The organism is Corallincola spongiicola, assembly GCF_004284785.1.
Lineage (GTDB): Bacteria > Pseudomonadota > Gammaproteobacteria > Enterobacterales > Neiellaceae > Corallincola > Corallincola holothuriorum.
Genome location: NZ_SHLY01000006.1, coordinates 44573 through 66483 on the forward strand (window position 1 = coordinate 44573; position 21911 = coordinate 66483).

The following is a 21911-nucleotide window of genomic DNA, read 5'->3' on the forward strand; positions in this document are numbered from 1 at the left end:
CACTTTGACTCGCTTGGCGGCGGCTTTTTGCACCAACATCGTGCTAATGACGGGTGAGTTTTTGTCGATAGTGAGCAGATAACCGGCGTTTGATATTTGCTTTATATTTGACCATGTTAAGTCAATCACGTTAGTTAAACTCGAAATATCAAAACGTTAGTTTTGCGGCTATGTTAATAATATGGACTGAAAGTTCCGCTTTCCGTTACTACGATGACAACAAGCTATTATCATTTTTGTAAATAGCGTGAGTGCCTCTGTCTTGTTCGGCGCACCTCTTCGATGGGATTGCTTGAACACTGAGCACTTAGCAATGAGTACTGTTTCGCCACTATCAATTTGTGTGGGGCGACATGGGTTATTCCCTAGGGGAACTCTTAGTGAGCTTGAAATCAACTGAGCGCATAAAAATACCGCCGCTATCTGCCAAGGCTAAGCATTCGATAAAGTTTGGCTTGGCGATGGTGATCAGCTATTTCCTTGCGTTGAACTTTTCCTGGATGAGCCCGACTTGGGCTGCGATTGCAGTGGCAATGATTGCGCTCCCCACCGCTGGCCAGTCTCTTGCCAAAGGAATGTTAAGAGCAAAGGGCACCATTCTTGCCTTTGCTGCCGGCCTGTTTTTCCTTGCTATGTTTCCCCAAGATCGTTGGTTGTTAATGATCGCAGTTACCCCTTACTTAGCGTTCGTTACTTATAAAATGACCGGTAAAGATGGTCAGTACGCTTGGTTTGTCGCTGGCTTCGTTGCCTTAATGATCTTAACGGCAGGGCCAGGGGAACCAGGACATGCGTTTCTGTTTGCCGCATACCGGGTGTTAGAGACATTAATCGGCATTCTCATCTGGACCTTGATATCGGTGTTTATTTGGCCGGTGAGCAATCGCAACGCATTGCATGAACTGAGCGAGCGTCTCATTGAATCTGAACGAATGGCGCTTGATCATTATCGAGCGCAGCTATTAGGGTGTGAGACCGAACAAGACGCTGTGGTGAGCTTTCAGTCTTGTGAGACGCTCATTGCGCAACTGAAGCAAACGGTGGATGCGGCTGGCGCAGAAAGCTATGACGTAAGAATGGCAAAGGCTGAGTGGCAACGGTTACAGCTCCTGTCTAAATCGTTTGTCAGTATGGGGAGGCGCTTTGATGGGGGGATCGCCGACTTACATCAGGTCGACGTTGCTAAGGCGTTACCAAATATTGATGTGTACTTGGCTGAAATATCCTCTCATTTGCAACAGGTGGGTGATTTTCTGCGGGGCGATAGCGTCAATCTATCTGATAACGTGAAGCCGTTAGTGGTTGAGCAGAGCTATATTGATGGACTTAATCACTTTCAACGCGCTGCGATCGCCGTGGCGATTAAAGAGTTGTCACATTGTGCGAGTATTGTCAGCAGCATCATTGATTGTGTTACCAACATTAAAGCGTATGAGCGGGGTGGTGAACAGCAGAACCGCCAAGGATCAGAAAACCCTGTTGATAATAAAATAGTACCTTTGGGTTTTGCTTTGACGCCACTGGATCCGGATCGGATTCGATACAGTTTTTTTGCCGTGGTGTCATTGTGGGTCGGCTTCCTTATCTGGATCTATATTGACCCGCCAGGGCATGTCAGCTGGCCATACTTTTTGCCAAATCTTGCTTTAGCGGCAATGCAGGTACCGCATATGCGATTTAGAATGGCAAAGGTATTTGGTACTGCTTATCTCTGTTTGATGCCGATATATATCTTTGTTATGCCGGAGCTTTCTCAGTTTTGGCAACTAGCCATTCTATTGTTTGTTATATCTGCACTTATTTCCTACATTTTGCCGCCTCTGATTGCGATCGCCTTTTACCTGGGAATGTTCAATATGCTGGGTATTACCAACACCCAACACTATGATGTTGCCGCCATGATGAACACCTTGGTATTCAATGTGATTGCACTCGTCATCGTCTATGGCCTCTCTCATATTGCTGGCTCACCTCGTCCACATAAAAAATGTTTGAAGATGCTAAATCGCTACTTTCATAGCAGTGGGGTGGTACTCGCATCGTTGGCTGAACCCAACACCAAGCGTTCTTTCTTTGCCCGCCAGCGACTCGCTTATCACCAGCAAGAGATGCGCAGCTTGCCTGCAAAGCTGGCGATGTGGAGTGCACAGGTTGACGGTAAACAATTACCTGATGATGGACGTCTGAAATTGCCATCTCTGATTTCAACGCTGGAGATGATGTCACTTCGAATTGATGATCTTTATCGCCTTCGCCAAACGGTATTCGCTGCTCCCTTGGCTGGTGCGGTGAATGAAGAGATTGCAGAGTGGCGGCGAGCATTGGCTCGAACATTTGGTCATTTGGCGAAGGGTAAAGCTTTGGACTCTGTAGACAAAATCAGCTTGTTGCTGCAAGCGCGGTTGCAGAGGTTGGATAGGTGTTGTGAGACAGCTATCAATCAATGTAATCGAGCGAATGATGAAGAGCTCAAGCATCTCTATGTTGTGCTTGGCTGCTATCGTAATTTGTCGCAGGTGACCTTGGCATATATTGGTTTGTCGCAGCAATTTGATTGGCAAATGCTACACGAAGAACATTTTTAGCTTTTGGCCTGACTCGCTAGCTTGCGTCACTCGTCAATGCTGGCTCAGTTGTTGGAGCAAAGGAAGGTACTTGATGTCCGAATTTCCACATGAATTTTTTATCGCTGATGTCTACATGCCGCCGCTATTGGTGGCGAGCGTGTTAGGGATCTTAGCGACCAGCGTGACGGTTGGGCAGCTAGAAAAGCGCCGCTTGGCTCGCTACTTTTTTTATCCGCCTTTGGTTTACGTCGCGTTAGCCGTTATCTACACAGGCGTTATTGGCATTTTTATCGTTAAGGTATGACAAATATGCTCGGTTTAAACAGAAAGCATCTTGCAACAGCTGCAGTGGTAGCGGTGGCGATTGCCATCGTGCTGTATATGTATAGACATTATGTCCTTAACCCCTGGACCCGTGACGGTCAGGTGCGGGCTCAGGTTATTCAGATCGTGCCTAGGGTATCCGGCCCTATTATTAACCTTCCGATTAAGGACAACGCCAGTGTCAAACAGGGGGACCTGCTTTGGCAGATTGACCCAAGAACGTTTCAGGCTGCTTTAGATCAGGCTAGTGCCCAGCTCAGTTCTGCGCAGGCGCAGTTAGATGAAGCGAAAGATGAAGAGCATCGAGCTCGACGTATCCGCAAGAAAAACCCCGGGGCTATGTCAGTTGAAGATATGAATGCGCGGGTAAATGCACGTAAGGGAGCTGAAGCAGGGGTTAAGCTGGCGGAAGCTGCGCAAGAGAGTGCCCGTTTAGACTTGGAATTCTGTGATGTGAAAGCGCCAGTTGACGGTTACGTGACGAACCTGCGCTTACGCTTAGGTAGCCAAGCTGTAGCTAACTCCCCTGCGCTGGCCTTGGTGGATGTCAATAGCTATTGGATTGATGGTTATTTTCGCGAGAACTATATTGCCGATATTCGCCGTGGTGATCGCGCCGTGGTGACTTTGATGACTTACCCAGATAAGCCGGTGGAAGGTGTGGTTGATAGCATCGGCTGGGGGATCGCGCAAAGCGACGGCAGTACGGGGGAAAATCTCTTACCTACAATTAGCCCTACGTTTGAATGGATCCGTTTGGCTCAACGAGTGCCCGTGCGTGTCCACGTCACCGAGCTACCAGAAGGGGTGGAGTTACGAGTTGGTACCACCGGATCGGTGTTGGTGATGACCGGCACAGCAAGTGAGACTGATGAAGAGATGCCGTTGGCAGCCCCTGAACCATTATTATAAAAATCGTTGTTTGACGAGGGATCGGATATGAAGCGCATGTTTCCAACGGCTAAGTCAGCGGTATGTCTGGCGGTAGTTTTAGCAGTGTCGGGTTGTACTACGTTAGGGCCTGATTATGTTGAACCTGACAGTCGGGTTGAAATGGATTGGTTGGAGGCCAAAGATCCTGCTTTGTCGGCCACCGAACCAACAGATCCTCAATGGTGGAAGTCATCGTTTAACGATCCAGTTCTGGACAACTTGATTACTGCAGCTTTGGCTGACAACTTAACCCTGCGCTCTGCTGGGTTACGTGTACTTCAGGCGCAGGAAAACCTACGCATTGCCGCGGGACAACAATATCCGACCCAAACCTTAAGCGGCGGCATCGGTCGTGAAGGCTTAGCGCCGAATAGCACAGGCCCAGGTGTTGACCGTAATTTCTATAGCGATGACCTGGGTTTTGGATTGGGTTGGGAAGCTGATGTTTGGGGCCGCTTTCAACGCTTGGTTGAGTCAGCTTCCGCCGAATTAGATGCCTCTGTTGCTAGTTACGATGGTGTGGTGATCACCCTGTTAGCACAGGTGTCACAGACCTATCTGAATATACGTACCTTGGAGGAACGCCAGCGTTACCTGCGGGATAACATCAAGGTACAGAGTGCCAGTTTAACGATCGCCGAAGATCGCTATGAAGGTGGCTTGGTGACCGAACTGGATCCGGAACAGGCGCGAGGTTTACTTTACAATTCACAAGCTACGCTCAGTTCCTCTGAGATTGCCTTAGCCCAGCTTAAGAACAACCTATCACTGCTGTTGGGACAGCCGCCAAGCAAGGTGCGAGAGCTCTTGGGTGAGCCTCGAGCCATTCCTACCGCACCAGCCCAAATAGCCATTGGCATGCCGCAAGATCTCATTCGTCGTCGCCCAGACATTCGTCAGGCGGAACGTCAGTTAGCCGCGCAAAGCGCGCAGATAGGTTTTGCTATTACCGATCTTTATCCGACCTTTACCTTGGGCGGAAATATTGGTTTTGCCAGCACCGACAGTGGTAACAATGAGCTGACAGACCTATTCCAGAGTGACTCACGTAGCTGGAATTTTGGTGCAGGCTTTTCTTGGAATCTTTGGAACTATGGTCGCATCAAGGGCAACATTCGGCTGCAAGATGCGCTGTTTCAGCAACTCAAATCTGACTACCAAAATAGTGTGTTGAGTGCCCAGGCCGAGATTGAAAATGCGATCGTTTCTTATCTGGTGAGTCAGGAGCAGTTAGCCTGGTATGTTAAGGCGACGGAGGCGGCGCAACGTTCAGTGACATTGTCACAGGTACAGTATGATGATGGCTTAGTCGATTTTGACACCGTGGTGAATAACCTCACTGCGTTACGTGATCAGCAAGATCTCCTTGCCAGCACCCAAGGCGCGGTGGCGATTAATTTGGTTGATCTCTATAAAGCGCTTGGTGGTGGCTGGCAGATCCGCACCAGCAGTCGTGCTGATGATCTGCTTCCTGAAGCAGTGAAACAGGAGATGCGAGAACGAACGGACTATTGGGACGGCGTGCTGGAGTGATAGGTTACGGCCATCTGGTGACTCGGGAACCGATGGCTGTTAACTATGGCCGTTGACCTGTAACTGCTTCGCAAGCCGTTACAAATTCGTCGATAATTCCACTGTTCGACAGCATATTACGTGTCGCGTGTATGCTACTGTATAACGATATTAACCCTGTCTTTTTAGTTATTAATGACCTCCGAGACATCACCGTTGTTGTCCTCCCGCTGGCTGAAATTTGGCATTTTCTTAGGTGTCATTGTGACAGTGCTGAGCTTTTTGGCGGCACTGGCCGTGGCCGTAGTTTGGAAATTCTATTGGCCGACATCGGTTAGCGTCGAACAGGTTTCTATTGAGCTGGATCCGCTACAGATCTCTGTTGTGCAATTACGTTGGCAGTCACCGCAACGGGCGGCATGCTATATCGATATTGAGCAGCTTGATGCATCCCACATGCGCAAGTTTGTTGGCGACAAAGGACGTGGATTACGAATGCTGATCGATTCGGTATTTGTTGCCGAAGCTTGCTTGCAGGGCACAGCTACTGCCGCAGGTAGCTCTGATGACTCATCATCGGCCGACGATGGCGGTGAGGCTGCCAGCATTGATTTGCCCCTGTGGTTGTCGTGGATTGAGCTCGATGTCACTCATCTGGTGGTGGAGCAGTGGGGGCGTGGTGAAGTTGCAGTCGAGATAAGTGAGAACGGTTTGCAGCTCCGTGGTTCCCTTTATCCTCAAGCCAACCTGCTTACCGCGACGCAATCTTTGCCCACTTTGTTAAGTGAAGAGTGGCCAGTTGATCTTAATTTTCATTGGTCTCCCAACAAGGAAGTAATTTCACTGACGACCGGCTTAGCCGAGCAGTGGCAGCTGCAATTGGGAGGTACCCTGCAGCAAAGCGATGGGCTTAACTATCAGTTATCCGGTGCGTTGGATTGGTATCCGTCACCTAAGATCCATCTGCCGTTTTCTGTCTCGGGGGAGGGAGACAAGCAAGTGTTGCAGATCAGCCAAGCAACGCTGGCTAATCAGCCTTCGCCGTTGTTGGTTGATAGCGAAATTGAACTTGATTGGCCCAACTATGAGTTGGCACTAGAGGTATCGACAGATCTGAGTGCCGATTTAAGTGCGACTCAGCCGGTGGTCGTTACGCTGACCAGTATCGGTGATCTGCAACAGGTGTTGCCGAAAGATGAGTTGACGGGACGTGAGGCGATCCCATTATCCGGAGAGCTCAACGCACGTTATCAACAGCTCAAGCCTAGCCATAATCAGGTGAACTTGACGGCGCCAGCCATGATCGCAGAACTGACCGCGCCGTGGACGTTGACGCTTAAGCCGTTATCCGTAGATCTGTTGCCTAAGGTAATCGTTACCCAATATGGGGCAAGCGATAACGATGAGAGTGCCGAGGAGCCTGCCGCTTCTCAGTCCGTTCTTTCCGCCGAATTTTCTGGCCAGTTACAGGTGAATAACGAACAGGCGCAGACGAAATTAACTGGGCAGATCCAACATCCATTATTGGCAAACAATCGGCAGCAATTTGATGGCCAGTTGAGCTTTGCTGATATGGCGTTGCTTGGGCACTGGCAGAGCAGTGGGGTGCTAGCGGATACGCCGCTGCGTTATCAGTTGTCTACCCAGCTGGCGGGTGACACCAAGCAGTTAGTGTTCATTGTCGATCAAGGAGAGGCGCAGTGGCAGGGGGTACTGCTCGGGGAGCAGGCCGAAACGGTGACGGTAAGCATTCAACCCGATAGCCGAGGGATGTTTGATCTTGAGAAAAGCTCACTGCTTGCTGCGATTGACCTGGCCATTGCTCACCCCTATGGCGCTGATGCCGAGCAGCCCGCATCCTTGAATATTGCCCTGGAGACTGAATTGGCAAGCGCTCGCGTGGCAGGTATCGCCTCATTGGTATCGCCGTTAACCTATCATCAAGATGCCGTGTCGGTGAATGGCCACAGCATGGCGGAGGTGCGCTTAGATGGACTGTTATCTGCCCCAGAACTGATGTTGCATCGTTTTGACCTGTATGCGGATATCGAAAAGCAGGCATCAATGACTGAGCATGAACCTACTGCTGGCGCTAGCAAGCCCTTTGTCTTACGGCAATTGCATAGTCAATTGGCGACGCCGTTTGCGCTATTGCCACAGCCTGAGACGGCTTGGTTGCAGCTCAACAGCAGTGCCGTCTCGGCGCAATGGGGCTTAGATCCGCTACCTTTGCCGCAGGTGTCTGCGCGGTTAAAGCCGTATGACTTGAATCAGCCTATCGACATTCTCGTCGACTACTCGGCCAGTCCTGTGGCTGATGCACTGCAACAGGCATTTAGCCTTGAGTCTCCGCAGGCGTTGCCGCAAACCATCGCCGGGCAGCTGTTGCTTGCAGATAATCGTGGCCAGGTTTCGATAAACGCGCTTGATATCACGCCGTTTGCACCCTTGATCGACCCTGTTCTAACCTTACGTGACGGGCGATTCAGTGGCGAGTTTAAGGCGCTGAATATTTTGCCCGTAGTAGAGGAGGCTGGGGAGCCGGTGCAACCGATAGCGCCAGCGCCTGAGGTTGATGGCAGATTTACGCTGTCGGACGTTAGCGGTGAATACACGGGAATGCTGTTTGAGCAGGTTGATATAACTGCAACTGAGTTTACGACGACTCTCAACGACGCGCTCGTTATTAATGCGCAGGGGCAGCTGAAAGCGGGGGAGGTGTATACCGGTGTATCAATGCAACAAGCAAGCACTGACTGGGTATTTGAACAATCTGCTGACATGCAAAAAGCCGTGGTGACAGATCTCAGTGTTGATCTGCTGGGTGGTCATGTGACAGCACCGAAGTTAAGTTATCCGTCGCAGCAGTATCAAGCGGTGTCGGTTAGCGGGTTGGATCTGCAACAAGCTGGCGCTTTGCAATCAGAGCCAGTAGTGGCATTGAAAGGTAAGCTAGATGCCATGTTACCGTTGCAGCTTTCTGAGGCAGGCGTGAGTATACAGAACGGGCGTTTGGTTAATCGGGGCATGGTTGATATTGTGGTTAGCGACCCGACGGTGATTGACCAATATGCGCTAGCCAATCCGTCGCTTGCTTTGGTGTTAAATAACCTGAAGCAGATGCAGGTTAATCTGCTAAGTGCCGATATCTCGATGCAAGCTGATGGCCTGGCGGATATCAAAGCGGTCGTCCATGGTCGCAATCCGAACGAAACCAGACCGATACATCTGAATTATAGCCATCAAGAGAATCTGTATGAGCTGTTAAAAAGCCTACGAATGGGCGATAGTTTCCGCAAGCAGATAGAGCAACAGCTTGAGAAATAACTTTGGGACTAGCTAAGTAACTAGCTATCTAATTAACTAACGATGGGAGCAGTCAGACCATCGTGGCAAAGGAGCCAGTATGAATAGACAACGCCTGATCATCATGGGGTGTTTGTTAATGTTCGCCGCCGCATGCACGCCAAGGGTGGAGCTCGCCGCCCCTGAGAAGCCAATAACCATCAACCTTAATGTCAAAATCGAGCACGAGATTAAGGTTAAAGTCGATAAAGAGCTGGACGATCTGTTCAGTGACGATTCAGGTTTATTCTAAGGAGTTCATTATGATTAAACGGATATCTATGGGGTTGTTAGCCCTGCTGTTGAGTGCTTCAGTGTTTGCCGCCATAACGCTGGACGCAGCTAAATCTCAAGGCTTGGTCGGTGAGCAATTAGATGGTTACCTGGGGATCGTCGTGGCGTCAGATGATGTGTCTGCACTTGTCACCGATATTAATGCCAAACGCCAGCAAGCTTACGCAAAGATTGCCAAGCAAAACCAGCTGACGTTAGAACAGGTCGCTGTGTTGGCAGGGAAGAAAGCGATTGATAAAACCCCGTCAGGGCAGTTTATTCAGGCTGCCGATGGTACCTGGATGAAGAAGTGATTTTTCATCGCTAAACCTTCTCCCATTATGGGAGAAGGTTTGCATCATACTCTTTCGGTTCTGACCTTAACGAGCCAGTGACAAAGCGTTTACCCAAAGAACTTTTGCCACGCCACATACGAAAAAAACAGCAGTGTGATAAGCAGCATGCCATTGTATAGCATGCTGTTTTTGTCTGACTTCATCCCTTTTTGGTTATTGAAGTAGAGCAGCGCGACGGCCAGAAATGGCATAAAGAAAGTGCCAAATACTGAATAGATTTTCTGCACCTCTTTAAAGCTTACCCAGAGGCTCATGATCGGGAGCAGCGCCAGGGCTAACTGAAACAGTTGGTAGCTGGATCTGTCTGCTAACCTGGTCGTCTGCTCTTTGCCTGCTGGCGTTAAGTGTTTAACTAGATCTGCAAACATATAGGGCACCGCCTGCCAAACGCCCAGCAAGCTACTAAAGATGGCGAAGAAGCCTCCCACCAAAAACATCCATTTACCCGTCGTGCCTAGTGCGGTTTCCAGACTGGCAGCGAGGTTAATGATAAGGCCACTGCCTTTACCTTCAACCGAGACCGTACTGCCGATAATCACCATGGACAGGCCAAACAGAATCGTTACGGCATAGCCCACCAATAAGTCGATACGGCAGGTAGCAATATCTTCTCGTGAGATACGCTGTTTTTCACGGATCCAGTAGCCGTAGGAGAAGATAGTCAGTGTGCCGCCGACACCACCAATAAGCGCGACCGTCCAGGTCAACCCTTTGCCATCAACATCTGGGATCGAGGGGAGAAATAAACCTGATAGCACTTGGGTGTTGCCGGGCCAAAGGATAAGCGCGGTGGTAAAGACTATCAGCACCATAATGGCGACCGAGAAGCCCATGATTTTTTCAAACAGGGCAAAGTTGCCGGCTCTGACCAATAACAACCCCAACAGACTGCAGGTAATGCCAAACACAATTTTTCCAGTGCCTGCGCTAAACACGGGGAACAGCGCATGCATCGCCACACCGCTGGCACTGATCAGCGCCGAGCCAACAAAGAAAGACCAGAGTACGAGGTAAGCAAGAAAGATATAAACAAAAGGTTTGCCAAAGCGCTGGGCAAAACCGTCGATCAGGCTGTCACCATTGACCAATTGCCAACGGGCGATCCCCTCGGTTAAAGCGAACTTCAGCAGGCCACCTAATACAACCGCCCATAATACGGCGACCCCCAGGTGGCTACCGGCAAACCCTGCGGTGGCTAAGTCTCCGGCTCCAACGCCGGTGGCTGCGATAAGCAAGCCGGGAAGGATGATAGAAAGTGTTTTCTTGTCCATGTTATCTGCGCCTTCTAGACACTCTTTTATTATTCCTATCTTTTCAGTGTGCTAGTAACACCAGTCAGAGGCAATCCTAACCCCGTCAAAGTGGTGCTTGTGGTCACAATAATCTTGATAAAAATTAAGGGGGTAATGGGGTGGTATATCGACAGAGTTTAGGCAAGCGGGAGTCTACGCATATCACAACGCGATTGTTTTACACTTTTTATATTGCCGTTAATGGGCTAGGTTGAGAACAAATAATTATTAGAATCGCAAGCATATGAGTCAAGCAGTTACCTGGTTAGTGGCGGATGACCATCCGTTGTTTCGGCAAGCGATTATGGAAAGTCTGAAGCCAGCCTTTCCCGATGTTGAGTGGCTTGAAGCGGAAAACGTGGAGCAGCTAGAGCGGCGCCTGAATATGCCGCAAGAGATCGAGTTGCTGTTGTTGGATCTGAAAATCCCCGGTGCCCATGGCTTTTCTACGTTGATCCATATGCGCAGCCACTACCCTGATCTGCCGGTGGTGATTGTTTCTGCATACGAAGATCTCGACACCATACAACGTGCCATCCAATCCGGTGCCAGCGGTTTTATCCCTAAATCATTGTCAGCAAAAGCGATGGTTGCAGCGGTACAAACTGTGCTCGATGGTGGCATCTCTGTGCCCGACAAGGGCACTTTGAAACCGAAAGGTCATGATGCTGACGATATGGTTGAAAAAGTTGCTTCACTGACGCCGCAGCAATACCGCATCCTGATGATGTTTGCTGAAGGTTTATTGAACAAACAGATAGCCCCTGAACTGGAAGTTTCTGAGGCGACGGTCAAAGCGCATGCGACTGCGATCTTTAAAAAGCTTGGCGTTACCAACCGCACGCAGGCGGTGATCGCCCTAAGTCATCTGGACCTTGATAAGGAAACGACTGGGTTCGAGCACTAGTTATTGCACTTCAGGTTTGATACTCGATATGAAGCAAGGGGGCGTTATCGCCCCCTTGCTCTATCGGTTGATTTACAGTCTTCGCCGTGGCGTTGTTAGCTTACAGTGAGAAGCAAACTACCTAAGCCAAGGAAGATAATGAAACCGACCACGTCGGTGACCGTGGTCAGGATCACTGAGCCAGCCACGGCAGGGTCAACTTTCATCTGTTTCAGTACAAATGGGATCACCGTGCCAGACGACGCTGCCGCCAGACTATTGAATACGATGGCGACAAAAATGATCCCGCCGAGCGTAAATGAATCAAACCAATACCAAACCACAGCACCGATCAACAGCCCCAGCCCGATACCGTTAAATGCAGCAATTTTTATCTCTTTATCCAGTAGTAGTTTCAGGTTGCCACGCTTTAAGTGGTTTAGTGCGATACCGCGTAGGGCTACCGCGAGGGTTTGGCTACCGGCAATGCCACCCATACTGGCCACGACTGGCATCAGGATCGCCAGTGCGACAACCTGTTGTAATGCCGCTTCAAATAGGCCAATCACCGCCGATGCTAAAAAGGCGGTCAGCAGATTCGCTGTCAGCCAGACAGCACGGACACGGGCAGCGACAGCAACCGGGGTAAATAGATCTTCTTCGCTCTGAGGCGTATCCGAGGCTAGTACCTCTAAGCTTTTATCTTTTAGGCGTTGCATCAATAGTGACACGGCAAATGCGCCAACAATCTTTCCCTCTTTCTGTACTGGCTGCCAGGCAAAGCCTTCCACAGGATTAAGTAGCCGCGCAGCGGCACTGATATCTTGACGATCAGAAAGCAATTCCATTGGCGTGCAAATATCTATCAGCTTGGCTTCCGATGGCGCGCTAAGTACCTGACCTATGGTGCAGCCGCCATGAAATACACCGTTGGCATCTACCACATACACACCAACAAATTGCCGCGGCTTCGCCTTATCCATCCGCTCCATGGTGCGGGCCACAGTAGCGCTGGGACGAGCACGCAGTACATCATAAGTGGTGTAGCGACCCACCTCTTCATCTTGGTACGTGAGTGCTTTTTGTAGTTGCTCAGTGGCAGCCGCTTCCTGTTGGTCGACAAACTCATCGACCAGTTCTTGCGGTAATATCTCGGCAAAAGTGAGGATATCTTTCTCAACGGCTGCCGCAATCAGCAGGTGCAATTGGCCTCGACTGAGCTGGCCGATAATGTGTCGTGCTGTTTCATACTGTAACAGGTGCAGTATTGGCCAAGCACGCGCTGGAGAGATAACGTGGCACAGTGGTGCCCGGTACTTCTCTGGCATCGACTCCAGCAGATTCGCAATGTCTGCGTCGTTGAACTGCTCTGTCACATTCAGCGTGGCTAATGCGGCCGGATCACCACTATCAATGGCACCAATAATCTGGGCTAAAACCACCGAGTTGACGTGCGGTTGGTTGAACTCTGGGACGGCAGTATTCTCGACCATGATGGTGTCCTATGTGATATGACGCTTGCTTGTGATGAAGCGTTCAACCCCATTAAATGGGGTTGAGTTTTACCCTTCGCTAACCAGAAAAGTCGCAGACGGATCGACATACACTCTGTCGCCCATAGCTTCACGCCCCAGCAGCATCAGATAGGTCATCTCCTGGCGATTACTTAGGGTGATCTCGATGGGCCACTGCTGACCACCGATTTGAAACAGGGTTTTAATCACGTAGCGCTGCTCTATGTCACCATTGGATGACTTAATTCGCCGCGTGTCATGCACGGCTGCGCAGCACCGCACCACTTCGTCCAAATTGTAAACGTCGGGATGCAAGTCGAATTCGACGTGCGGTTTGCCATTCGTTTTCACTCGCACCAAATTATCCACATGAAGGGAGGAGGTTTTTGCCCCTGTATCCACCCGAACCTGCAACTCTTTAATACCCAGCTGTGGCAAGTGGCAAACTTCAAGGTTGCCAATGATCAGTCGTGTATCCATGTTTGACTCCTAATTACCCCAATGCCAGTGTTGGCATGCGCATACTGATATGCTGGCGCTCTACCGATTACAGATCGGTTTGTTCCGCGATAACCGGTTTCACCATCTCCTGCATCATCTCAATGTGCTCGGCCACCTCTTCGGCGTCATCACCAAAGAAAGCGATGTGGTACATGGCTTCGCCTTCCTGTACCAAAGGTATATTTTGTTTACCAATCACGATACCTGATCGAGTAGCAACCACCTGACTGATCAATTCGCCTAACGGGCTGTTGATCTCTGCCAGTAGATCGCCTTTTTCTACCTGTTTACCCAGGGTGGCATACTCGCGAACAATGCCACTGGCTGAGGCGCGCACCCAATCGCTGCGGTTGGCAACAAAGGGTTCGATTTTCTTTCTAATGCGGCGTTTTCGGATCATCCCCAATGCTGAGAGTACATTGAGGATCCCTTTGAGGCCGCTTTGGATAGAAAGCTCATCAAAGCGCAGCGCTTGTCCTGCTTCGTATAGCAGTATTTTGGCGCCGTTGCTTACCGCTGCTTCCCGCAGAGATCCATCCCGTAGGTTGGCATTGAGCATCACAGGTACACCGAACTCGCGCGCCAGCGACAGGGTTTCTTCATCGTCCAGATTAGCTCTGATCTGTGGCAGATTGGAACGATGGATAGCGCCGGTATGCAGGTCGATACCATAATCACAGTGCCTCACTATCTCGTGGAGAAAGATGTGCGCCATTCGCCCAGCTAACGAACCTTTGGGTGATCCTGGAAAGCAGCGATTGAGATCCCGCCGATCCGGCATATAACGGCTTTGATTGAGCACGCCATACACGTTGACCATAGGCACCGCGATCACGGTGCCTTTGAGCAGTTTGATCTTCTTTTCGATCAAGCGGCGAGTGATCTCAATACCATTTAGCTCATCGCCGTGTACCGCTGCACTCACAAACACCACTGGCCCTGCTTTTCTGGCGCGCGTGACATGAACTGGTATAGACATATCTGTGTCGGTATACAGTTTGGCCACAGGCACTTTAAGCTGGCGTACCTGTCCGGGCAGTATCTCTACGCCGCCGATCACCATTGCTGTGTTCATTTAGCCTTTTCCTCGCGTTCTATTGGCATTTGGCTTGGCATTGCGCTCAATAAAATCAAATATCAGTCCGGCCACATCTTTGTTGGTGGCGTTTTCAATCCCTTCCAGGCCAGGTGAAGAGTTCACCTCCATCACCACTGGACCGCGGGAAGATTGCAAAATGTCGACACCACATAGATTCAGTCCCATTGCCTTGGCTGCGTTTACTGCGGTGGCTCGCTCCTCTTTGCTTAAGCGCACCAGCTGAGCTTCGCCACCACGGTGCAGGTTGGAACGGAACTCTCCTTCTGCTGCTTGGCGTTTCATTGCCGCGACCACTTTGTCGCCCACCACGAAACAGCGGATATCGGCACCGCCTGCTTCTTTAATGAACTCCTGCACCAGAATGTTAGCTTTCAATCCCATAAACGCTTCAATCACACTCTCTGCTGCTTTGGTCGTTTCTGCTAACACCACGCCTATTCCTTGAGTACCCTCTAAGAGCTTGATCACCAGTGGCGCACCGCCAACGTTTTTGATCAAATCCTGGATCTTGTCAGGCTTGCTGGCAAAACCGGTGCGCGGTAGGCCGATCCCTTTACGTGATAGCAGCTGCAATGAACGCAGCTTGTCGCGCGAACGGCTGATGGCGACAGATTCATTGACGCAAAAAGTGCCCATCATCTCAAACTGCCTAACCACGGCGGTGCCATAGAAGGTGATCGATGAACCAATACGCGGGATCACTGCATCGTAAACCGGCAGTACCTCGCCGTTATAGCGTACGGTGGGGTTGCTGCTAGTGATATCCATATAGCAATGCAAGGTATCGATGATATCGACTTCATGTCCTCTGGCTTCGCCTGCTTCTTTCAAACGGCGAGTTGAGTAGAGGTTCTCGTTGCGGGACAAAATTGCAATGCGCATGGCCGTCACTCCTGTCACTAACATTTTTTGATAGTGACTATCTATGTCTCTTTAGGTTTGTCGCAGTGCTTTTAGTTGACGTTTTGTGCCAATCAATATGGTTTCAAAGTCAGCTATTGCGACGTTTTTTTTGACCACTTTTTGAAAAATTGCCCAAAAAATCGGGGCTACTTTTAATTGCGTGGTCATGTTGGAGTGGACATTAGTCTCTGTTGCGGTTGGGGGAAAACTAATCTTTTTTATCGTCACCACAACACTTGTTTGTTAGGCTCGAAGCTCGTCAAAAGGGGGCGTGATGGACGTTAAAGTTTTCCGGACATTTCTTGAGGTTGCCAGACAAAAGCACTTCGGCAGATCAGCCAATAATCTCTATATTACCCAGGCTGCCGTCAGTGCCAGAATTAAACAGTTGGAAATGTTTTTTGATACCACGCTGTTTGTCCGTGACCGTAACGCCATCAAGCTAACCAGTGCCGGTGAGCGTTTAATCCCCTATGCCGAAAATATGGTGCGAACACTTGAACAGGCAAAAGCGGAGCTGCTGCTAACCAAAGCTCATGCCATCCAACTGGCTATCGCTGGTACACCTAATATTTGGGATGCGTTTTTACAGTATTGGCTGAGTATCGTGACCGAGGCTTTTTCGGGCTATGCGTTTTGCGCTGAAACCATTAGCCGGGAGCAGATCAGCCGCGCGTTGATTGAACGTACTTTGGATATTGGGGTGACGTTTGACCCGTTAAAATCTGATGAGTTGATCTGTCATCCGGTGGCAGAATTGGAGCTGTTGCTGGTGTCATCAGAGGAGTGCGATGAACAACAAGCGCTATCTAAGCGCTATGTTTATGTTGATTGGGGCACCCGATTTGCGTCAGAGCATGCCGAACGTCATGCGAAAATTTCGCCGCCATATCTGCGTACCGCCAATGGTCGCATCGCGCTCGACTTTATTCTGCAAAAGAGCGGGGCAGCGTACTTGCCAAAAACCATGGTTGATCCCTTTTTAGAGTCAGAACAGCTGTTTTTAGTCAGCGATCAACAGGGGTGGCAGCGTACCGTGTATTTGAGTTATCGCGCCGATGCTGCGGCGCTCACCGAGATCGAGAAGGTGCAACGCTTAATCAATAAAACGGAACCGTTAGCACCTTATCTGTTGCAACAAGCGGGTGATAGCTCTAACGACTAACCAGCTGATATCTGGTGGATAACCTTTCATTGGGCATCATTACAGGTAGTGGCACGGCCACGAACAATTGCACCGTGCCAATTTACACCTACAATACGCGCCAATTCCGCCGCCTGAGCCTATGCGTCGCCACGTATCGGTAACTTGTGTGGTTACCGATACTGACAAGCTAGTCTCCGATTCGTTTAAACTTTATTTTTTTTGTCGCATTTAGACTTGGTCGGTTGTTCAACATCCTCTGACTTTTTCTGGGGTTCACTCAAACTGGCTACAGCCGAGGTGAGTACCACTTCTGTGGCGGGATTTTCCAAGACTAAGCAATGCAAGGCACGATATTTCTCTTGTGTCCGCGCAAGCTCAGCGATCAGCTGCTTTCTTCTGAAAAAGTCATTTTCGACTTCCAGTGACAGTTTGATTGATTTTATCTGCTCAAATAGTTGAACACATCGGTTCTTTCCTTTGGACTTAACTTGTATAACAAAACCGTTGGCCGCAGATTCCGTCACTGAGATAATCAGATCTTCACTTTCGTCTTCAAATTTCTCACCAGCCCTTAATGCTGTCGGCGTTTTTAAATAGACCTCTGTCTCTCCCTGTACTTCATAAACAATGACCCCTTCGCTTACTATTCCTTGAGAAACCGCACTACTGCCATCGTATTCATCTATCGTAAGCCGACACTCAACTAAAAAATGACCCGGGCCGTTCTTTGACTCAATTCTGACGGCGGTAGCTCGCCACGAGGGGGCCGGCTGAAATAGGGAGACAGCGTGCAGCGTGTAGTTTTTTGTTTTGCCTAATGGGTGAACTTTAATGGCATTGCTACTTAGCCAACCTATATGGGATTTTGTATGTGCTGACGGGTGCGTGCCGCAGCCACATGCCATCACATCAAAGCGATTGAGCTGGGGGGAGACATTATATAGATCACCAAAATAGGTGACGATATGAAGCACTTCCATTGCCCACACGCCTATATTTTGCGTTCGACCCAGTTCTCTATCATCGAACATCGCGACCCTGGCGAAGTCCGAAACGCCATTGACTGCTGCACCGCCCATCCAGGCAAACCCGCCTCTATGTGGCCCAGTTGAGTGTGGCAAGACCGCTACCGCTAAGTCATACCCGTGATTGGAGGGAAGGGAATTCAGCGCGGCACCCATGGTGTCGTCATCACTGGCTTCAACGACCGGAAACACCGCTCCCTCAATGTGTGCTCTGCCGGACGACATGATTTGCAGGTAACGTTGTAATGAAAGGTCTAAACCTGATGCGGCGTCAGGGTCATAGAAAGCGCGGGCTTGGATTAGCTCAGTCCAGTTGGCTGGGGGTTCAAAATCAACTTGATTGTTCCAAACCGGTATAAACGCAATTCGACGAACACCATTCCATGTTTTAATCATTTTCCTATGTCCTATGAAAATGTTGAATAATTTCAATAGGATTAAACAATTCAAAGAGCTAGACAGTATATTTAATTTGTAAGAAGTGGATCCAAGAAATAAGATTCATCTTCACTAAATTATTTACGAAATAAAAATATATTGAATATGACAATGTCCTTAGGTTAATTCTATTTATGTGATTTCAATTAATGTGATAGGTAGAGTATAGGTGCTGATATAGGGGTGAATGATAAATATTGTTATTAATGTTTTCTTTTTGGTTATAACTATCTTGATTAAGATGGGATGGCCGCGATGCTTTTTCTGAACAGTTTGGATAGCGAAGCAATTGGGCGAATACGAGTTTTAAGATTGTTTAATTACACCTACTAATTGTATGGTTATTTTACAGTTGCCTAAGATGAAAATTTTCCCATCATGCTAATTTTATGATTTATCTAAGTTTAATCTCTTGGTGTAAATATTGCTTTGTTTTACCTCTAAAGTGATATGGCAGGTTCTGGCAATACTTATTAATGACTTCCCTGCTTTGGACTGTTCTCGTCTGAAGTTCTGATTAAATGTCGGTGTGGTATCTGCTCCTCGTTCTCATGAGAACAAGAAGGAGTATTCGATATGGCTAAAAACTCTTTTCTGCTTTTGACTATCTTTCTGCTCGGTTTTTTTTCTGCACCACTGGCCGCAGACCAAGTGGTCACTATCTATTTAGGTGGCACTGGGGTGAAAGCAAATATGTATATCAGTGCAAACTCTGATACCGGTAGATCGGTGCTTTTACCTACTTTGCATCACTATCAATTGGATAAAAATAACGGTGGTGAGCTTAATCAGCATAAATTTTATGTTGATGGGATTGGCACTGGCGCAGGGGACAATTTTCATAACTGGCTTCAGATGGGGATCCCCTCACTGAATTTCTCTAGGGGCTGGGATGCGATATGGCTTGAAGCGATTGCCCATATTGATCAGGTCGTCGCTGAACATAATCAACCAGTACATGTCAATCTGCTGGGATACAGCCGTGGCGGCATTTCGGCGATCATGTTGGCGGATAAGATTAACCTAAACTACTCCGAAGCCGAGGTGCCCACCGTCAATATCTTTGCGTTAGATCCGGTACGAGGTGACGAGAGCTTTGCATTCGAGCTCGATCTATTCACGCTTGATGAGCGTGTGCAATTTTTTGTTGGCTTGTATGCAGAAGATGAGCGCGCCCTGTTTTTTGCCCCTGCAATGCCCAGTTCGGCAAGCCCGCACACCGCAATTCGAGTATATCGTGTGCCAGGTACCCATGACATGATCGCAGGTAGTACACAGGTTGATGGTCACCAGGTTTATGGCCCGATGCTGTTTGAGCCAAACCGAGCGTGTCGTCCGGTATGGTACCCACCTTTTAGTCTGTGCTGGGAGGTGCATGACGATATCAACCTAATAAAGATCAGTCAGCTGGCGGGAAAAATTGCCTATGAATTACTGGCAACGCCACAATGGGGGAGTGTCCGATTTTCACTAAATTATAATTCAGGTAATGATTTCGACCTCTTTCGGTGGGGAAATGAAGTATGGAATTATGACTACGATTATATGCAGTCCACCCCGTATTTTTTACTATTGGAGTCCTATCACAATGAGTGGCCATTTGGTTATGCGTGCTGGCCATTTGACTATTTGGTTGGAGGTAGGATCGCTAAGATCCACCGTCAGCCTCGATGCCTAGAACGTTTTAATAGTGGCTTGCGCAGCGTTCATGGATTAGAAACGCAGTGGGATATACCTAGGATCTCTGGTACTTCGGCATTCTATCTAGTGAAAGATCTGGATGGCGATGGCGTGATATCTGATTCCGATAACTGTCTTGAGGTGAAGAACAGCTCACAGGCTGATAATGATCGAGATGGGGCCGGTGATGCCTGTGACCCCGATGATGACAACGATTCGATAAATGACCCGTATGACAACTGCCCGTTCACCGTAAATAGCGATCAGGGGGATCTTGATGGAGATGGTGTGGGTGATGCTTGTGAAAATGATCTTGATGGTGATGGTGTCACCGATCATGTTGATAATTGTCCACGTATCGTCAATTCAGATCAGTTAGACCTTGATGGTGACAGCGTGGGCGATGCCTGTGATGTCGACATTGACGGAGACCTGGTCAATAACACCGATGACAATTGTCCGTTGGATCCCAACCCTGATCAGATAGATAGCGATAATGATGGTGTCGGTGATCTATGTGATGCCACCCCATTTGTTCGCATTACTGATCTGCAAGTCAGGGCTAAGGCCGATAAAGCGAACATTATGTGGACACCTGTCATTGGTGCCTCTACATACAATATTTACCGTACGACGGCAGACGGTGACGCTGAGTATATTGGAGATACTTCATCTAACTATGCGGTCTTTGTGGATGAGGCATTAGCGTATGGCACCGAGTACTGTTATTACGTTGTTCCCTTAAATCAGTTTGGCCGAGAGACCTCGCAATCTAACCAATCCTGCATTATTCCGGTTGAGCGCCGAACACGACCACGTTAATCCGTTCGCCATGCACTGAAGTCGCCGGTTTTTCAGTGCGTGGCATTTCTATTTATGATGAAGACAGATCAAGGAAGCGTCGTTATGAAATCTAATCCTAGTTTTTTGGTTATCGCCGTTGTTGGATTAATTGCCACATCGCCATCAATGGCTTCGGTCATCGATCTTTATGAGTGGGCCGTTTATGTGGATGGCGATTTGTCACAAGGTAGCGATCCTAATGAAATTAATGCAGAGGGAGAGTTAGGCAGCAATGATTTAGGCACCCTTCGATTTACGGTTGAAGGTGCGGGGCAGCACGCGTTTATTTTGTTTCTTGATTACGAGATTGATGAATCCAGCAACAGCTTTATTAATGAGTATGGAACGAAAGTAGGGCATACAGAAATAGGCCAAAGTTGGGAGATAGATGAACCGGGATATATCTTTGGGGATATCTATCAACACGTTATCGACGGAGAGCTGGATAACACCAATAATGTGCCTGAAAGGGCACCCGAGGACGTATCATTTGCCCTAGGCTGGGACTTTCTGCTGGAAGAGGGGGAGGTTGGCTATATCGATATGAATATCAGCGATATATTGCCTGATATGTCGTTTTATTTGCAGCATTCAGATAACCAAAGTGACAGTAGCATCTACTTCTCTAGCGTTTTATCAATCGAGCAGGTGCCAGCACCATATACTTGGTTGTTATTGCTAGGGGGCAGTTGTGCGCTAAGCTTTTGTCGTGCTAGAGGTAAATAAAAGTATTAGTGACCGGCAGCCTCTGCTGCCGGTCATTATCATCACTGCCCATTTTTAATTGTTTGAAACCTAAACCATTGGGTTTATGTGGCGTGAACGTTGATATGACAACATTATCGGCTATGTTCCACTCCTTCCTTAGCGCAAGGCATCCTAGGTGTTTTCCCTTGCGATGAGATCCCTATTTACATTCGCACCCCGATTGATAAACGCCTACAATACGCGCCAATCACGCTGCTAGAGCTTTACCCTTATGAACCGCAAAAAGAAGATAAATGAAACGCTGAAGAAGCGCCTGAAGCGCAAGGTTGATCGACAGAAGAGTACCAATAAGCCGAGATACATCTCCAAGGCTGAAAGGGAAAAGTTGGCATTAGCTGAAGCGTCTGCCACAGAACAGAGTTCATCTAGCGCGGCTGATGTGGCTGATAGCAGCGACAATGCCGAGCCATCGGCAACCGATTAAGCGGCTCTTCGATATACCATCTATTGCCGATTGAGATGGCCGCCGCCCTAACGGCATGGCTGACCACCTCGGTGCTATTTA

General features: G+C 48.9%; 18 protein-coding genes. 12 read left to right on the forward strand and 6 right to left on the reverse strand.

Translation table 11 applies throughout. The features are described from left to right. Positions 1 to 380 precede the first annotated feature (380 nt). The 7 genes from EXY25_RS15005 to EXY25_RS15035 all read left to right on the forward strand — a co-directional run bounded on the left by EXY25_RS15005 (position 381) and on the right by EXY25_RS15035 (position 9268). Positions 381 to 2585: an FUSC family protein gene (locus EXY25_RS15005; RefSeq protein WP_165419380.1), complete on the forward strand. Its 2205-nt coding sequence runs from the start codon at positions 381 to 383 to the stop codon at positions 2583 to 2585. 73 nt (positions 2586 to 2658) lie between these two features. Beyond that, a complete protein-coding gene (locus EXY25_RS15010; RefSeq protein ID WP_114339546.1) occupies positions 2659 to 2871 on the forward strand; it encodes a DUF1656 domain-containing protein in 213 nt (70 codons plus the stop codon). 5 nt (positions 2872 to 2876) lie between these two features. Continuing rightward, a complete protein-coding gene (locus tag EXY25_RS15015; protein WP_130567431.1) occupies positions 2877 to 3803 on the forward strand; it encodes an HlyD family secretion protein in 927 nt (308 codons plus the stop codon). 27 nt (positions 3804 to 3830) lie between these two features. Further along, positions 3831 to 5357, forward strand: a complete 1527-nt coding sequence (locus tag EXY25_RS15020; protein WP_130567432.1) for an efflux transporter outer membrane subunit — start codon at positions 3831 to 3833, stop codon at positions 5355 to 5357. Between the two features lie 243 nt (positions 5358 to 5600). Next, positions 5601 to 8663 carry an intermembrane phospholipid transport protein YdbH family protein gene (locus tag EXY25_RS15025; RefSeq protein ID WP_165419381.1) on the forward strand — a complete coding sequence of 1021 codons (3063 nt, stop codon included), beginning with the start codon at positions 5601 to 5603 and terminating at the stop codon, positions 8661 to 8663. Between the two features lie 79 nt (positions 8664 to 8742). Beyond that, positions 8743 to 8934: a YnbE family lipoprotein gene (locus EXY25_RS15030; RefSeq protein WP_130567436.1), complete on the forward strand. Its 192-nt coding sequence runs from the start codon at positions 8743 to 8745 to the stop codon at positions 8932 to 8934. A 10-nt stretch (positions 8935 to 8944) separates the two neighbouring features. Next, on the forward strand, positions 8945 to 9268 hold the full coding sequence (locus tag EXY25_RS15035) for a YdbL family probable chaperone protein (protein WP_130567438.1): 324 nt from the start codon (positions 8945 to 8947) through the stop codon (positions 9266 to 9268). Positions 9269 to 9357: 89 nt separating this feature from the next. On the opposite strand, the gene EXY25_RS15040 is transcribed toward EXY25_RS15035, so the two are convergent. Next, positions 9358 to 10581, reverse strand: coding sequence for an Nramp family divalent metal transporter (locus EXY25_RS15040; protein ID WP_130567440.1), 1224 nt, complete (start codon positions 10579 to 10581; stop codon positions 9358 to 9360). A 265-nt stretch (positions 10582 to 10846) separates the two neighbouring features. On the opposite strand from EXY25_RS15040, the gene EXY25_RS15045 reads away from it, so the two are divergent. Next, positions 10847 to 11509, forward strand: coding sequence for a response regulator transcription factor (locus tag EXY25_RS15045; protein WP_114339553.1), 663 nt, complete (start codon positions 10847 to 10849; stop codon positions 11507 to 11509). Positions 11510 to 11604: 95 nt separating this feature from the next. Here the strand turns inward: EXY25_RS15045 and EXY25_RS15050 are convergent, their stop codons facing one another. The 4 genes from EXY25_RS15050 to rimK all read right to left on the reverse strand — a co-directional run bounded on the left by EXY25_RS15050 (position 11605) and on the right by rimK (position 15484). After that, a complete protein-coding gene (locus tag EXY25_RS15050; protein ID WP_130567441.1) occupies positions 11605 to 12981 on the reverse strand; it encodes a magnesium transporter in 1377 nt (458 codons plus the stop codon). 69 nt (positions 12982 to 13050) lie between these two features. Next, positions 13051 to 13482, reverse strand: coding sequence for an ATP-dependent zinc protease family protein (locus EXY25_RS15055; protein ID WP_114339555.1), 432 nt, complete (start codon positions 13480 to 13482; stop codon positions 13051 to 13053). Between the two features lie 67 nt (positions 13483 to 13549). Then, positions 13550 to 14578, reverse strand: coding sequence for a succinylglutamate desuccinylase/aspartoacylase family protein (locus EXY25_RS15060; protein ID WP_130567443.1), 1029 nt, complete (start codon positions 14576 to 14578; stop codon positions 13550 to 13552). Next, the gene (rimK, locus tag EXY25_RS15065; RefSeq protein WP_114339579.1) at positions 14579 to 15484 is read right to left on the reverse strand and encodes a 30S ribosomal protein S6--L-glutamate ligase; all 906 of its coding nucleotides are present in this window, start codon (positions 15482 to 15484) and stop codon (positions 14579 to 14581) included. Positions 15485 to 15779: 295 nt separating this feature from the next. On the opposite strand from rimK, the gene EXY25_RS15070 reads away from it, so the two are divergent. Next, positions 15780 to 16670 (forward strand): LysR family transcriptional regulator, encoded by an 891-nt coding sequence (locus EXY25_RS15070; RefSeq protein ID WP_130567445.1) that lies wholly within the window; start codon positions 15780 to 15782, stop codon positions 16668 to 16670. Positions 16671 to 16855: 185 nt separating this feature from the next. Here the strand turns inward: EXY25_RS15070 and EXY25_RS15075 are convergent, their stop codons facing one another. Next, the gene (locus tag EXY25_RS15075; protein WP_130567447.1) at positions 16856 to 18073 is read right to left on the reverse strand and encodes a hypothetical protein; all 1218 of its coding nucleotides are present in this window, start codon (positions 18071 to 18073) and stop codon (positions 16856 to 16858) included. 618 nt (positions 18074 to 18691) lie between these two features. Here EXY25_RS15075 and EXY25_RS15080 point away from each other — a divergent pair. From EXY25_RS15080 to EXY25_RS15090, 3 genes are all read left to right on the forward strand, one after another. After that, complete coding sequence (locus EXY25_RS15080; RefSeq protein WP_130567449.1) at positions 18692 to 20617, forward strand: thrombospondin type 3 repeat-containing protein; 1926 nt, start codon at positions 18692 to 18694, stop codon at positions 20615 to 20617. 84 nt (positions 20618 to 20701) lie between these two features. Further along, positions 20702 to 21364, forward strand: coding sequence for a hypothetical protein (locus EXY25_RS15085; RefSeq protein WP_130567450.1), 663 nt, complete (start codon positions 20702 to 20704; stop codon positions 21362 to 21364). Between the two features lie 253 nt (positions 21365 to 21617). Beyond that, positions 21618 to 21830, forward strand: a complete 213-nt coding sequence (locus EXY25_RS15090; protein ID WP_114339558.1) for a DUF2986 domain-containing protein — start codon at positions 21618 to 21620, stop codon at positions 21828 to 21830. The last annotated feature ends 81 nt before the right edge of the window (positions 21831 to 21911 follow it).